11 protein-coding genes and 1 tRNA gene are annotated in these 14,032 nt (G+C 54.4%); 6 read left to right on the top strand and 6 right to left on the bottom strand.

Annotated features, from left to right (window positions below; translation table 11 throughout):
* The first annotated feature begins 6 nt into the window (after nucleotides 1-6).
* Entirely contained in the window at nucleotides 7-954 is a 948-nt protein-coding gene (locus ACLGE8_RS19845) for a hypothetical protein (protein WP_235117240.1), read from the top strand.
* On the opposite strand, the gene ACLGE8_RS19840 is transcribed toward ACLGE8_RS19845, so the two are convergent.
* From ACLGE8_RS19840 to ACLGE8_RS19830, 3 genes are all read right to left on the bottom strand, one after another.
* Nucleotides 935-1,864 carry a DNA cytosine methyltransferase gene (locus tag ACLGE8_RS19840; protein ID WP_032170444.1) on the bottom strand — a complete coding sequence of 310 codons (930 nt, stop codon included), beginning with the start codon at nucleotides 1,862-1,864 and terminating at the stop codon, nucleotides 935-937. The two genes, ACLGE8_RS19845 and ACLGE8_RS19840, sit on opposite strands and share 20 nt — an antisense overlap.
* A gap of 192 nt (nucleotides 1,865-2,056) precedes the next feature.
* Nucleotides 2,057-3,307, bottom strand: coding sequence for a tyrosine-type recombinase/integrase (locus ACLGE8_RS19835; RefSeq protein WP_235117242.1), 1,251 nt, complete (start codon nucleotides 3,305-3,307; stop codon nucleotides 2,057-2,059).
* 199 nt (nucleotides 3,308-3,506) lie between these two features.
* A tRNA-Leu gene (locus ACLGE8_RS19830) sits at nucleotides 3,507-3,591 on the bottom strand.
* A 274-nt stretch (nucleotides 3,592-3,865) separates the two neighbouring features.
* Here ACLGE8_RS19830 and ACLGE8_RS19825 point away from each other — a divergent pair.
* From ACLGE8_RS19825 to ACLGE8_RS19815, 3 genes are all read left to right on the top strand, one after another.
* Nucleotides 3,866-4,879, top strand: coding sequence for an HNH endonuclease domain-containing protein (locus tag ACLGE8_RS19825; RefSeq protein WP_411000656.1), 1,014 nt, complete (start codon nucleotides 3,866-3,868; stop codon nucleotides 4,877-4,879).
* Nucleotides 4,879-5,460 (top strand): class I SAM-dependent methyltransferase, encoded by a 582-nt coding sequence (locus ACLGE8_RS19820; RefSeq protein WP_411000654.1) that lies wholly within the window; start codon nucleotides 4,879-4,881, stop codon nucleotides 5,458-5,460. Before ACLGE8_RS19825 ends, ACLGE8_RS19820 begins: the two co-directional genes overlap by 1 nt.
* Nucleotides 5,461-5,534: 74 nt before the next feature.
* On the top strand, nucleotides 5,535-6,554 hold the full coding sequence (locus ACLGE8_RS19815) for an NAD(P)-dependent alcohol dehydrogenase (protein ID WP_411000652.1): 1,020 nt from the start codon (nucleotides 5,535-5,537) through the stop codon (nucleotides 6,552-6,554).
* A 42-nt stretch (nucleotides 6,555-6,596) separates the two neighbouring features.
* Here ACLGE8_RS19815 and ACLGE8_RS19810 read toward each other — a convergent pair whose 3' ends face one another.
* Nucleotides 6,597-8,234 carry a dihydroxyacetone kinase subunit DhaK gene (locus ACLGE8_RS19810; RefSeq protein WP_411000650.1) on the bottom strand — a complete coding sequence of 546 codons (1,638 nt, stop codon included), beginning with the start codon at nucleotides 8,232-8,234 and terminating at the stop codon, nucleotides 6,597-6,599.
* Nucleotides 8,235-8,368: 134 nt separating this feature from the next.
* Here ACLGE8_RS19810 and ACLGE8_RS19805 point away from each other — a divergent pair, with 134 nt between their 5' ends.
* Nucleotides 8,369-9,868, top strand: coding sequence for a helicase HerA-like C-terminal domain-containing protein (locus ACLGE8_RS19805; RefSeq protein ID WP_411000648.1), 1,500 nt, complete (start codon nucleotides 8,369-8,371; stop codon nucleotides 9,866-9,868).
* 184 nt (nucleotides 9,869-10,052) lie between these two features.
* Here the strand turns inward: ACLGE8_RS19805 and lptG are convergent, their stop codons facing one another.
* Together lptG and lptF are read right to left on the bottom strand one after the other, a co-directional pair.
* Entirely contained in the window at nucleotides 10,053-11,135 is a 1,083-nt protein-coding gene (gene lptG / locus ACLGE8_RS19800) for an LPS export ABC transporter permease LptG (protein ID WP_185669171.1), read from the bottom strand.
* The gene (gene lptF, locus ACLGE8_RS19795; protein ID WP_368300052.1) at nucleotides 11,135-12,235 is read right to left on the bottom strand and encodes an LPS export ABC transporter permease LptF; all 1,101 of its coding nucleotides are present in this window, start codon (nucleotides 12,233-12,235) and stop codon (nucleotides 11,135-11,137) included. Before lptF ends, lptG begins: the two co-directional genes overlap by 1 nt.
* Before the next feature lie 267 nt (nucleotides 12,236-12,502).
* Here lptF and pepA point away from each other — a divergent pair, with 267 nt between their 5' ends.
* Nucleotides 12,503-14,014 carry a leucyl aminopeptidase gene (pepA, locus tag ACLGE8_RS19790; protein ID WP_035892787.1) on the top strand — a complete coding sequence of 504 codons (1,512 nt, stop codon included), beginning with the start codon at nucleotides 12,503-12,505 and terminating at the stop codon, nucleotides 14,012-14,014.
* The last annotated feature ends 18 nt before the right edge of the window (nucleotides 14,015-14,032 follow it).

The raw sequence follows: 14,032 nt of genomic DNA, 5'->3' as shown, positions 1-14,032 counted from the left end.
TGAGCAATGGCAGTGAGTATCGCGGAATATTTAGGCCAAAGAACAGACGTGGACCAACAGATTGTTCCCGTTTCAAAGGGCACGCTGGCGCAATGCCCTTTTATGGACCGTACCTGTGACAAAGTAAGTAAAAATAATCATCCAGTCTGCTCCGTCCGCAAACCAGACAGTACTATTTGGATCGTCTGTGAACATAGACTTTGTTCTACCCGCCAAAAAAAGACGGTCATCTCAGGTGAGCGTACACAACAAGTCGACAATGTCTTGGTTGAACATCAAAGAGACATTCTAAGGAAAGTAGCAAAACTGATCTATCAGGATCCTGAACTGCAAGACTCAGAGATTGGCGTAAAAAGAGAAGTCAATATTCCTTTACCAGATTCAGATAATAGCTACCACGCAGACTACGTAATGAGAAACTTTTCCGGTAGAGGAAGAGTTGATGAAGTCCTCCTCGAAATGCAAGGTGGCGGAGAAACGAGCAGCACAGGTGCCATTACTCGCCATATTGCCGCTTGGGCTGATCTCGAATTCCCAACAAATGAAATTCTAAGAAGGCCAGTAGCAGCAAATACTATCGAAACCAACGCATGGAGACGACAACAAGAACAATTTCTTGTGAAAGGGAATGTTGTTGATCAAACTGGTGGGAAAATCGTTTTTGCTGTGGGTAGCTTACTCTATGACTATTTACACAGACGTTTTAGGAATGCAAATCTCAGGGATCTGAAAGCCCATAACTGGACATTATGTATTTTAGCTTTCAAGGAAGATACATCGGATGAACCACATCCAGGTCCGATTCCGTTGATCATTGATGACTCAAAAACATTATTCACCAACTATTCAACATTTGTAAGATTTCTAACAGATCAGGGCGCACCACGCCCTGAACTATTCGAAGGATCATTTTTACGTTTAGATAATAGTACTGTTACGATAATGCCTCGTTGAGCATCTGCTGATCTACAAGGACAATTCTTTTTCCTATCCATTCAACAATAGGGACCGCGACAGCGTTCCCTACTGCTCTGAATCGATTAGAGTCCAGTTCTCTGGAAATCCCTGCAGACGCTCGTACTCGGAAGGCAGCATCCGGCGCACATACAGCATCTGAACTTCCTCTTGAGTCAAGGGTGTAGGTTTCTCCGTCGTTCCTGTATCCTTTTGCTTGAGGTCCTGCGGTTGCTTTCCGTCCAATACTTGCATGCTGGATAGAATAGATATCTGCTTTTGATAGGCCTGTATCAGAGGCTCCGGAAGCATTTGCCCTCTCTCCTTGGCCCTGTTTATCAACGATTCTAGTTGCTCCGGGTTCAAAAAGGACTCGAGCGGAGCGCATGTCTCCAAGACTTGCGACAATGTACACTCTTCTTCTACGCTGGGGTGTTCCAAAGTATTTTGCATCCAATACTCTCCACGAAACGCCATACCCGAGTTCGACCAACGTATCGATGACAACTTTGAAGTCTTGTCCATTGTGGCTGTTGAGCAGTCCGGGAACATTTTCAATAACAAGCCATTCAGGTTTTCTTTCTTCGATGAGTTTTGCATATGTATAAAATAAGCCGCTTCGGGCTCCCTCTAGACCTTTCCGTTTTCCTTGGTTAGCTGACGACACATCCTGGCAAGGAAAACCACCACACCAAACACTGCTTTCTGGGATCTCATCAGCATTCAGTTGTGTAATATCAGTATGTAATGGTACATTTGGCCAATTCTTTCTAAGTACCTTCTGGCAAAACTTATTGATTTCGCATTGGAAAACAACTTCCATCCCCGCTTTCTCAAGACCAAGATCGAATCCACCAATCCCTGCGAAAAACGAGGATACCTTGTACTGCTTCAGTGGTTTCTTTTTCATATCGACTTTTTCATCATTTTTTGATCCGAAGATCCTAACGGAAACCAGTCCCGATGGCCACCTTTTTTTCTAACTAAGGCCAGTTCCTTGGTATCCAAGCATTGATTATGAAACAAAATAACTGTAATTATATACAGTGCATTTTAAATTCCAACAAAAGTGTGCTTCTTTGCGAATAGTCTTCCAATTTAACTACGCTTTCGCATAGTCAAACGGGCTAATCCCCTTTTCCCGATTCGCATCCAGAAAATCCGCCCACCACTGCAACATCAAGCGACGCTCATCAAGATGCTCCGCCTTATGAATGTAAGCTGCTCGCACTGAGTTACGCTCCATATGGCTCATCTGACGCTCTACCGCATCCCTCGACCACAACCCTGATTCAATCAACGAACTACAGGCCATTGTTCTGAAACCATGCCCACAAACATCAACCTTCGTGTCATATCCCATGACGCGCAGTGCCTTGTTCACCGTGTTTTCACTCATGGGCTTATGAGGGTTATGATCGCCAACGAAAACAAAGTCACGATCACCACTGATCTTGTGGACCTGTTGAAGGATTACTAATGCCTGACGAGACAGAGGAACTAAATGAGGTGTACGCATTTTAGAACCTCGTTGCGAATGCTTAACACCTTCTATAGCTTCTCGTCCTGCCGGGATTGTCCACATTGCCCTTTCAAAATCGATCTCGGGCCAACGGGCAAAGCGCAACTCACTGGAACGAATAAAGATTAATAACGTGAGCTCAACAGCCAGACGGGTTAAAGGTCGTCCGGAGTAGCTATCAATTCGCTGGAGTAGTTCAGGTAAGCGTTTCAGTTCAAGTGCTGGTCGATGGACACGATTACTTGAAGCAACTGCCCCAGCCATCTCCTGAGCAGGATTGTAATCGATCAAACCGCTTTGCACTGCATAACGCATAATCGCATTGGTACGCTGCTGAAGACGCGAAGCCACTTCAAGACGCCCTGTAGCCTCAACTACTTTAATAGGGACAAGGAGATCGCGCGTACTAAAACTATCAATACTCCGCTTCCCAATTGCTGGGAACATATTATCTTCCAGGCTCTTCAGCACCCGTCGGCTATGTTCTTCTGTCCATTTTTTATTTGCTGCGTGCCACTCTCTGGCAACTGACTCAAAGGTAATAGCCTCTTTCGTCTGCTCTTCTTTCACTGCACGTTTGTGTTCACGGGGATCGATGCCTGCAGCAACAAGCTTTCTAGCCTCTTCCCTTTTTTGACGAGCATCAGCCAGTGACGTTTCAGGATAAACCCCAAATGCCATCAGGTGCTGCTTACCACCAAAGCGAAAGCGGAACCGCCAGTATTTTGAGCCGTTAGGGTGAATGAGCAAAAACATGCCATCCCCATCGACAAGGGTATACTCCTTTTCCTGTGGTTTTGCAGAACGCACTTTGATATCTGTCAGAGCCATAAAAGTTCTCCTTCCATGTGCCGAAGTGAGTATACAACCATTATCGAACCAACATATATACTCGGTTCTATACTCACAAGCGTCTTGATGTGGGTTGACTCAGATTGACTTCTGTTGAGTGAAAAAGCGAGGGAAGCCTTGCGGATACTGGATTTCAGGCACAAAAAAAGACGTCCGTTGACGTCTATTGATGTTCCGATGGTGCCGAAGGCCGGACTCGAACCGGCACGTATTTCTACGGTTGATTTTGAATCAACTGCGTCTACCGATTTCGCCACTCCGGCACGGAAAGGTATGCGGAAAACGTTGTGGATTATACCTGTCACGCGCCACCATGCAAGCATCAGTCACCTACTCTCCCACTAAGTGTCTAAAAAAACGTCGCCTCCCCCTCAAAACCCTTAACCGCCGCTAACTCTGCCCCAGCCAACGCTTTTTCCTGGAATCCGCCTCGCAAAAAAATGCAACGTGACCGGGTCGGTTTACATTTTCCCTCGTTTGATATGAGATCGCGTTACTGAATCTCGTAACAACGGCCATTGTGCTCAGGGCATCGCTATGCGCTTCTATCAGGTTGAACCCACGCTGGAGAACTACTGGCGCGGGATTATTCTCTTTGGCAAAAACGTCGCGTCCTATAAGTTCGCGCTGGCGCATGCGCTGTACGATCTCAAACCTGAAGGTTGCGATCTGATCTTGCTGGAGGATCTGGCGGTGCCGTTCAGCGATCATCTCTGTCGCCATCTGCAACATGCGCCTAAGCAGATAACCTCGCGCAGCAGCCAGTTTATTAGCGCCTGTTCGCAGTTCAATGCGGGGGAAATCACCCGTGATGCATTAACCGCAATTACGGTGCGTCAGGGGTTCAACAATGTGATTGATGCCTTCCACAATGTGAATCAGGGCGAGATTGAGAAACGTTTTTTTATCGATGAGCGCAAAACCCACAAAGGTATCCGCCTGACGGAGAATTTTTACCGTCTGGGTGAGCGCTTGCAGTATCAAAACCTCAGCTTTGAAACCAACGCGCGCTGGAGCCTGGTCGAGCAGGCGTGGGCGATGAATATCTCCAGCCAGCTTATCAACGTGGAGTACGACGATAACGATCAGATGCTGTTTAGCCGCAGTAGCGATCGCCGCGTGGCCATCTCGAGCTGTCGCGATAGCCTTAACGGCTACCAGAAAGGGCGCTGCTTCTACTGCTATGCACCCATCAGCCTACAGCCGGGCGATGAACAGTTTGCTGATGTTGACCACTTTATCCCGTGGAGCGCGCGTGAGCAGGTGCGTAACGTGAATGGCGTCTGGAATCTGGTGCTGGCATGTAAGGAGTGCAACCGGGGCGAAAAAGGCAAGTTCGCGCGCCTGCCGTCCCGCAAGCTGCTTCAGCGCCTGCACGATAGAAACGAGTACTTTATCAATAGCCACCTGCCGCTGCGCGAAACGTTGATTCGGCAAACCGGAACGGCGACGGCGCAGCGCGAAAAATTCCTGGCCACTAGCTGGAACGATGCGCTACAAGTCCTTTTTCACCAATGGGAACCTGTCGCACAGGGAACGGATACTTTCTGATGACGCTTGAATACTACCAGCACCACGCCGACGATTTTTTTAACTCAACGGTCAACGTTGATATGGGTTCACTCTATACGCCTTTTCTGGAGCACATTCCAAAAGGCGGCCGGATTCTGGATGCCGGATGCGGCTCCGGGCGCGATAGCAAAGCGTTTTTGCAACAGGGCTATCAGGTTGAGGCGTTCGATGCGACGGCGAAAATGGCAAAACTTGCCAGCCAGCATACCGGGCTGTTGGTTAAGCAAATGACCTTTAGCGACGTCGATACCGTTAATCTTTACGACGGCATCTGGTGCTGCGCCTCGCTGCTGCACGTTAGCGCCGCCGAGCTGCCGGATGCGATGGCAAAACTGGCGCGAGCGCTTAAGCCCGGCGGCATCTGGTATATCTCCTTTAAGTATGGTGACGGCGAGCGAGTCAAAGATGGCCGCCACTTTACCGATCTCAATGAGCAAGGGTTGAATACCCTGCTGGCAGGGCTTGCGGGTATTACGCTTGTCGGTCACTGGATAACGGAAGACAAGCGTCCCGATCGCAGCGAGATGTGGTTAAACGCACTGTTACAGAAGCGTTCTTAATCCCCCCTTCCGCCAAGCGCCCCGCCCCCACATGCTCTACACTCTCTGTTCAACACCACACTGAGAGATACACGATGTCCATAATAAAAAGCTACGCCGCGAAAAATGCCGGGGCAGAACTGGAAGTCTGGGAATACGATGCCGGGGAGCTGCTGCCGGAAGACGTTGAGGTGAAAGTGGATTACTGCGGAATCTGCCACTCGGACCTGTCAATGATCGACAACGAATGGGGGTTCTCTCAATATCCGCTGGTTGCCGGCCACGAGGTGATTGGTCACGTGGTGGCGCTGGGCAGCACGGCGCAGAGTAAGGGGCTGAAGATTGGTCAGCGCGTGGGCATTGGCTGGACGGCGCGAAGCTGCGGCCACTGCGATGCCTGTATCGATGGCAACCAGATTAACTGTACCGAAGGCTCGGTGCCGACCATCCTCAACCACGGCGGCTTTGCCGATAAGCTGCGCGCCGACTGGCAATGGGTTATTCCGCTGCCGGACAACATTGATATCGAAACCGCAGGCCCGATGCTGTGCGGCGGGATCACCGTCTTTAAACCGCTGCTGATGCATCACGTTACTGCCACCAGCCGCGTAGGGGTGATTGGGATTGGTGGTCTGGGGCATATCGCCATTAAGCTGCTGCGCGCGATGGGTGCGGAAGTGACAGCGTTCAGTTCTAATCCGTCGAAAGAGCAGGAAGTGCGGGCGATGGGTGCAGACCATGTGGTTAACAGCCGTTCGCCGGAAGCGCTCAAAGAGCTGGCGGGTCAGTTTGACCTGATCATCAACACCGTCAACGTTGACCTGAACTGGCAGCCGTACTTCGAAGCGCTGGCCTCAGGCGGGAACTTCCACACCGTCGGCGCGGTGCTGACGCCACTGCCGGTACCGGCGTTTACCCTGATTGGCGGCGACCGCAGCGTCTCTGGTTCGGCGACGGGTAACCCGTTCGAACTGCGCAAGCTGATGAAGTTTGCCGGTCGCAGCAAAGTCGCGCCCATCACTGAGCTGTTCCCGATGTCGAAAATCAACGATGCCATCCAGCACGTGCGTGACGGCAAAGCCCGTTACCGCGTGGTGTTGAAGGCTGATTTCTGATGTTTTCCGGCGGCATTCTGCCGCCGGTTCTTCTCTTCGTCGTTAAGCTTTTGCGAAGGCCGCGAAGACTTCCGCTACGGCAACGGCACCTGGGTCCGGCACGCCGTTCAGGTTGTCGCTGTTCACGTACGATGCGCGCCCCGCTTTCGCTTTTTGCATCGTCGCCGTGCTGTCAGCACCCTGCTGTGCTGCCGCAATCGCTTCGGCCAGCCCCTTATCACGCAGCGCTTCCAGCGCCGGTTGCAGGGCATCAATTAACGTACGGTCGCCAGGTGCGGCACCGCCGTAGAACTTCATCTGCTTTAGCCCGGCCAGTAGCGCATTGGCTAGCGGTTCGCCCTGCGCCAACGCCTGCCCGGCAGCGGTGAAGAACAGCGACATCAGCACGCCGCTTGAGCCGCCCATCACCGTTGCCAGACGTTCGCCAATCAGCTGTAGAAGCTGCGCCGGGTTGTTCAGCGGCAGCGCGTTCTGCTTGAGCAGCGTAGCAACATCCTGCGCGCCCAGCGCAAAGGTCGAGCCGGTATCACCGTCGCCCACTTTGGCATCCAGCGCGTTCAGGCGGCTCTCTAAGCCCAACAGCGTCTGAGTAGCCTGTGCCACCAGCGTATGCACCTGCGGGTTCTCCGACGGTTGTACCTCCAGCGCGTCGTGTACTTTGGCATGCGCCAGGGTTCTCAGCGGCGCAAAAGCCACGGCTTTTACCCAACCGCTGGTCTCAACGTCGGCTAGCAGCGCCTCTTCAATGGCCTGATTCAGAACGATCAGCGAGAGCGAGAAGCCCTTCATATCGAGCGAACTGACCAGCGTCGCCGGGCCAATCAGATAGGCTATCTGTTCAAGCAGCGCGGAGTGCGCAAGCTCTTTGGCAAGCAGCGCCATCTCAAGCTCCGACACGCCGCCCAGGTTGTTGATCAACACCGCCACGCGGTTATCACCCACCGAGGCTTTCAGGGTCTCGACCAGCGTGCCGATCAGCTGTTTGCTGTTATGGCTGCTGACCGTCGAAGCGCCGGGCTCACCGTGGATGCCAAGCCCCAACTCCACCTGACCGGGCTTGATGCGATCTTCAGTCTCACCGCCGGGTAAATTGCAGGTCTCCATCGCCAGCCCCAGGCTGAACACGCCGCGGCTGGCCTGCTGAGCTATCTCGTGTACTTCGCTGAGCGATTTCCCCTGTTCCGCAGCAAAGCCCGCCACTTTATGCACCAGCGCCGTGCCCGCAATACCGCGCGGCTGTTTGTTATCCGGCAGCGCAACGTCGTCGGCAACAATCACCATCTCGACCTTCAGGCCATAGCGTTTGGCCTTTTCGGCGGCGAGGCCAAAGTTGAGGCGGTCGCCGGTGTAGTTTTTGACGATCAGCAGGCAGCCGCGATCCCCCGTGACCGCCACAATGGCGTTCAGCACCGCATCAACGCTCGGTGAGGCAAAGAGATCGCCACATACGGCAGCGGTGAGCATGCCCCTGCCGACAAAACCCGCGTGCGCCGGTTCGTGGCCGGAGCCGCCGCCGGAGATGATCGCCACCCGGCTTTTATCCCAGTCGCTGCGGGCGACAATACGAATCGCCGGGTCGATATCCAATCGCACCAGGTTCGCGTGAGGTGCAGACAACACTAAGCCTTCAAGCGCATCATCCACAAGGTGTTTGCGCTCGTTAAAGAAGAATCTGGACATAACATTCCAAAAAAAAGTAAACCGTATGCAAAGCATAGTCGGCGCTGGATAACGCGCCGCAAAACAGACAATTTACTGCCGCGAGACGTCGTTGTTTTGCCTATACTCGACGCAGAATAAATGGAGGATTACCCATGAGCGCACCTTTGCTTATCGCACGCACCCAGGACAAGCAGCTTGAACTGCTGCCCAATATGGCCAACCGTCACGGGCTGATCACCGGCGCTACCGGCACCGGGAAAACCGTCACCTTGCAAAAGATGGCCGAGTCGTTCTCGGAGATTGGCGTGCCGGTCTTTATGGCGGATGTGAAAGGCGACCTGACCGGCGTGGCAGAGGAAGGCCAGGCCTCTGAGAAGCTAATGACGCGTCTGAACAATATCGGTGTGACCGGCTGGGAACCGCATGCTAACCCGGTGGTGGTGTGGGATATCTTCGGCGAGAAGGGCCACCCGGTTCGCGCCACGGTCTCCGACCTCGGCCCGCTGCTGCTGGCTCGCCTGCTTAATCTCAACGAGGTGCAGTCCGGGGTGCTGAATATTATCTTCCGCATCGCCGACGATCAGGGCCTGCTGTTGCTGGATTTCAAAGACCTGCGGGCTATCACCCAGTACATCGGCGATAACGCCAAATCCTTCCAGAACCAGTACGGCAATATCAGCACCGCTTCCGTCGGCGCCATCCAGCGCGGGCTGCTGACGCTGGAGCAGCAAGGTGCCGAGCACTTCTTCGGCGAGCCGATGCTCGATATCAAAGACTGGATGCGTACCGACAGCAACGGTAAAGGCATCATCAATATCCTCAGCGCTGAAAAGCTCTACCAGATGCCGAAGCTTTACGCTGCCAGCCTGCTGTGGATGCTCTCCGAGCTGTACGAGCAGTTGCCGGAAGCAGGCGACCTCGAAAAGCCGAAGCTGGTCTTTTTCTTCGATGAAGCGCACCTGCTGTTTAGCGATGCGCCGCAGGTGCTGCTGGATAAAATCGAACAGGTGATCCGCCTGATTCGCTCTAAGGGCGTGGGCGTCTACTTTGTGTCGCAGAACCCGTCGGATATTCCCGATGCGGTGCTGGGCCAGTTGGGTAACCGCGTGCAGCACGCGCTGCGCGCCTTTACGCCGAAAGATCAGAAAGCGGTGAAGACGGCGGCGCAAACCATGCGCGCCAATCCGGCGTTTAACACAGAGCAGGCGATTCAGGAATTGGGTACCGGCGAGGCGCTTATCTCGTTCCTCGATGCTAAAGGCAGCCCATCCATCGTTGAGCGGGCGATGGTTATCGCGCCATGTTCACGCATGGGACCGGTGACCGACGATGAGCGCAATGGTCTTATCAATAACTCACCGCTGTACGGTAAGTATGAAGATGAAATCGACCGCGAGTCGGCGTTCGAGATGCTGCAAAAAGGGGTGCAGAACAGCGCCGGTCAAGCGGATGCACCGCCAGTCAAAGGCCAGCAGAGCGCTGATGACGGCATCCTTGGCGGACTGAAAGATATTATCTTCGGCACCACCGGGCCGCGCGGCGGCAAGCACGATGGTCTGGTGCAAACGGCGGCAAAAAGCGCCGTGCGTCAGGTAACGAACCAGATTGTGCGTGGGATGTTGGGTAGCCTGCTGGGCGGGCGGCGGCGTTAGTTCATCATCGCCGGTTTGCCGGATGGCGGCGTAAACGCCTTATCCGGCCTACGACTAGTAACCCGGGCGAGCAAAGGTACAAACCGGAAACATAGGTAACACTTTAGACCGGATACATGGGTAACAGTTATAACTGGCATAAAAAACCCGGCGTCGCTATTGCTCGGCCGGGCTACAGGAGGGCTTAGGCTTTTCGCATCATCAGCCAGAGGCTTATCAGGAAGAAGCTGGCGCTTGGCAGCAGCGCCCCGATTATCGGCGGGATACCGTATACCAACGTCAGCGGGCCGAAGATCTGGTCGAGGACGTAGAACACGAAGCCGAAGCTAATCCCCGTCACTACCCGCACACCCATTGGCACGCTACGCAGCGGACCAAAGATAAACGACAGCGCCATCAGCATCATTACCGCCACGGAGAGCGGCTGGAAGATTTTGCTCCACATGTTGAGCTGGTAGCGGCCGGGATCCTGTCCACTGGCCTGCAGATATTTCACGTAGTTGTGTAGGCCGCTGATAGAAAGCGCATCCGGGTCCAGCGCCACCACGCCAAGCTTATCCGGCGTCAGCGTCGTTTTCCAGGTACCGCTTACGGTCTGCGAACCGGTAATCTGTTTCGGGTCGGTCAGGTTAGATTCATCCACCTGCGACAGGCGCCACTCTTTCTGCTCCTGATCGAACTTCGCGCTGGCCGCATAGCGTACGGACTGCAGGCGGCGCTCGCTGTTGAAGGAGTAGATGCTCACACCGCCCAGTTCATCGGTGCCCTTTACTCGCTCGATATAGACAAAGTTGTGGCCGTCTTTCGCCCACATGCCCTGTTGGGTAGAGAGTAACGAGCCGCCGTACATCTGCTGTGCGCGGTAGTTACGCGCCATCTGCTCGCCCTGCGGAGCAACCCACTCGCCCATTGCCATGGTCAAGAGCACCAGTGGAATAGCGGTTTTCATCACCGACAGCGCAACCTGCAAACGGGTGAAGCCAGAGGCCTGCATCACCACCAGCTCACTACGCTGAGCCAGCATCCCCAGGCCGAGCAGTGCGCCAAGCAGCGCCGCCATCGGGAAGAAGATCTGCACGTCTTTCGGGACGCTGAGCAAGGTATAAATGCCCGCGCCCAGCGCGTCATAGCTCCCCTGCCCGGCTTTCTTCAACTGGTCAACGAACTTGATAATGCCGGACAGCGACACCAGCATGAACAGCGTCATCATGATGGTGGTGAAAATGGTTTTACCGATATAGCGGTCAAGTACACCAAATGGCTGCATTATACCGCTCCTTTATGCGTAAAACGGGCGCGAACGCGGCGCATCGGGACGGTATCCCATAGGTTCAGCACCACGGCCAGCGCGATGTACGCCAGGTTGACCGTCCACATCCATATTGCCGGGTCGATTTTGCCTTTACCCGCGTTCGACTTCAGCGAGGTCTGCAGCAGGAAGAACACCAGATATAGCAGCATCGCGGGAAGCATCGACAGCACGCGGCCCTGACGTGGGTTCACCACGCTGAGCGGCACTACCATCAGCGCCATGATAAAGACCGTCAGCACCAACGTGAAACGCCAGTGCAGCTCCGCGCGGGCACGGTCGGTATCCGTATTCCACAGCGTGCTCATATTCATCTGTTCGGTGTCGGTCGGGTCAGCGGCTACGGCCTGATGGCCAATAATGGCCTGATAGTTTTTAAAATCGGTAATGCGGAAATCACGCAGCATCGCGGTGCCTTCAAAGCGGGTACCCTGATTTAAGGTCACCACCTGAGAGCCGTCTTTACGCTGCGAGAGTTGACCGGTGTCGGCCACCACCACAGAAGGGCGCGCGGTGCCCTTCGGCCGGAGCTGCGCCAGGAAGACGTCATGGAAGCTTGCGCCATTCACGCCTTCAATGAATAACACCGCGTTACCATCGGTAGACTGCTGGAACTGGCCCTGCGCCAGCGCCGCCATGCCGGGGTTCGCTTTGGCTTCGGCGAGCACTTCATCCTGATGGCGAGACGACCACGGCCCCGCCCACATCACGTTGACAGCAGCAACGATGCCGGTAAACAGCGCGAGGACCATCGCCGCTTTCACCAGCACGGCTTTACTCAGGCCGCAGGCGTGCATCACCGTGATTTCACTTTCGGTATACAGTTTACCCAGGGTCATCAGAAGACCGAGGAACAGACTCAGCGGTAGGATAAGCTGCGCCATTTCAGGCACGCCGAGCCCGAGCAATGAGAGCACGAGGTTTGTCGGGATATCACCATCGACCGCCGCGCCGAGGATCCTCACCAGTTTTTGACAGAAAAAGATCAAAAGCAGGATGAAGAGGATGGCAAGCTGGCTTTTAAGCGTCTCCCGCACCAGATATCGTATGATTATCACTATAAATACGCCCGTAAAAACCCGTCTTATTGCAGGAAAATAGCTTGTTTCATGGCTTAAACGTCATTTATTCTCTTGAGTCGTCGAAAACATCGCTAAGATTAAATGACTCAGCGGCTTCACGTTTCAGGACTTGTTCTGACGTGCCAGGACCGTAATAACGTTAAGATTAACACGAAGTCACCGCAACAGCGGAAATGAGTTACGTAAGCTTGCAATTCTATCCGTAGCCACCGCCGTTGTCTTTAAGATTCAGGAGCGTAGTGCATGGAGTTCAGTGTAAAAAGTGGTAGCCCGGAGAAGCAGCGGAGTGCCTGTATCGTCGTGGGCGTATTCGAACCACGCCGCCTTTCTCCCATCGCCGAACAGCTCGATAAAATCAGCGACGGCTATATCAGTGCGCTGCTGCGTCGCGGCGAACTGGAAGGCAAACCGGGGCAGACCTTATTGCTGCACCACGTACCAAACGTGCTGTCAGAACGCATTCTGCTGATTGGCTGCGGTAAAGAGCGCGAGCTCGACGAGCGCCAGTACAAGCAGGTCATTCAGAAAACCATCAACACCCTGAATGATACCGGTTCAATGGAAGCCGTCTGCTTCCTGACCGAACTGCACGTTAAAGGCCGCAATAACTACTGGAAAGTACGCCAGGCGGTTGAGACGGCAAAAGAGACGCTGTACAGCTTCGACCAGCTTAAAACCAACAAAAGCGAGCCGCGCCGCCCGCTGCGTAAAATGGTCTTCAACGTGCCAACACGCCGTGAACTGACCAGCGGCGAACGTGCCATTCAGCACGGTCTGGCGATTGCTGCCGGTATCAAAGCGGCGAAAGACCTCGGCAACATGCCGCCAAACATCTGTAACGCGGCCTACCTGGCTTCTCAGGCGCGTCAGCTTGCAGACAGCTACAGCAAAAACGTTATCACCCGCGTCATCGGCGAACAGCAGATGAAAGAGCTGGGCATGCACTCCTACCTCGCGGTCGGCAACGGTTCGCAGAACGAATCCCTGATGTCGGTCATCGAGTATAAAGGCGTGGCTTCCGAAGACGTTCGCCCAATCGTACTGGTTGGTAAAGGCCTGACCTTCGACTCCGGCGGTATCTCCATCAAGCCTGCCGAAGGCATGGACGAGATGAAGTACGACATGTGCGGCGCAGCGGCGGTGTACGGCGTGATGCGGATGGTTGCGGAACTGCAACTGCCAATCAACGTGATCGGCGTGCTGGCGGGCTGTGAAAACATGCCTGGCGGGCGCGCGTATCGTCCGGGCGACGTGCTGACCACTATGTCCGGCCAGACCGTTGAAGTACTGAACACCGATGCCGAAGGCCGTCTGGTGCTGTGCGACGTTCTGACCTACGTTGAGCGCTTCGAACCAGAAGCAGTTATCGACGTGGCAACGCTGACCGGTGCCTGCGTGATTGCGCTGGGCCATCACATCACCGGCCTGATGTCGAACCACAACCCGCTGGCGCACGAGCTGATTGGCGCGTCCGAGCAGGCTGGCGACCGCGCATGGCGTCTGCCGCTGGGTGATGAGTATCAGGAACAGCTGGAGTCTAACTTCGCAGATATGGCCAACATCGGCGGCCGTCCTGGCGGTGCGATTACCGCAGGCTGCTTCCTGGCGCGCTTTACCCGTAAGTACAACTGGGCTCACCTGGACATCGCCGGCACCGCATGGCGCTCCGGCAAGGCCAAAGGCGCTACCGGTCGTCCAGTGGCGCTGCTGTCGCAGTTCCTGCTGAACCGCGCGGGTTTTAACGGCGAAGAGTAAAGCTGAAATGCCGGATGG

The sequence above is a fragment of the Kluyvera sp. 142486 genome (genome assembly GCF_046569695.1).
Classification (GTDB): Bacteria; Pseudomonadota; Gammaproteobacteria; order Enterobacterales; family Enterobacteriaceae; genus Kluyvera.
This window is presented reverse-complemented; position numbering and strand designations above follow the sequence as displayed.

Coding starts and splice junctions, on each gene's coding strand:
- ACLGE8_RS19845 (WP_235117240.1), top strand. CDS start 7: ATGGCAGTGAGTATCGCGGAATATTTAGGCCAAAGAACAGACGTGGAC.
- ACLGE8_RS19840 (WP_032170444.1), bottom strand. CDS start 1,864: ATGAAAAAGAAACCACTGAAGCAGTACAAGGTATCCTCGTTTTTCGCA.
- ACLGE8_RS19835 (WP_235117242.1), bottom strand. CDS start 3,307: ATGGCTCTGACAGATATCAAAGTGCGTTCTGCAAAACCACAGGAAAAG.
- ACLGE8_RS19825 (WP_411000656.1), top strand. CDS start 3,866: ATGCGCTTCTATCAGGTTGAACCCACGCTGGAGAACTACTGGCGCGGG.
- ACLGE8_RS19820 (WP_411000654.1), top strand. CDS start 4,879: ATGACGCTTGAATACTACCAGCACCACGCCGACGATTTTTTTAACTCA.
- ACLGE8_RS19815 (WP_411000652.1), top strand. CDS start 5,535: ATGTCCATAATAAAAAGCTACGCCGCGAAAAATGCCGGGGCAGAACTG.
- ACLGE8_RS19810 (WP_411000650.1), bottom strand. CDS start 8,234: ATGTCCAGATTCTTCTTTAACGAGCGCAAACACCTTGTGGATGATGCG.
- ACLGE8_RS19805 (WP_411000648.1), top strand. CDS start 8,369: ATGAGCGCACCTTTGCTTATCGCACGCACCCAGGACAAGCAGCTTGAA.
- lptG (WP_185669171.1), bottom strand. CDS start 11,135: ATGCAGCCATTTGGTGTACTTGACCGCTATATCGGTAAAACCATTTTC.
- pepA (WP_035892787.1), top strand. CDS start 12,503: ATGGAGTTCAGTGTAAAAAGTGGTAGCCCGGAGAAGCAGCGGAGTGCC.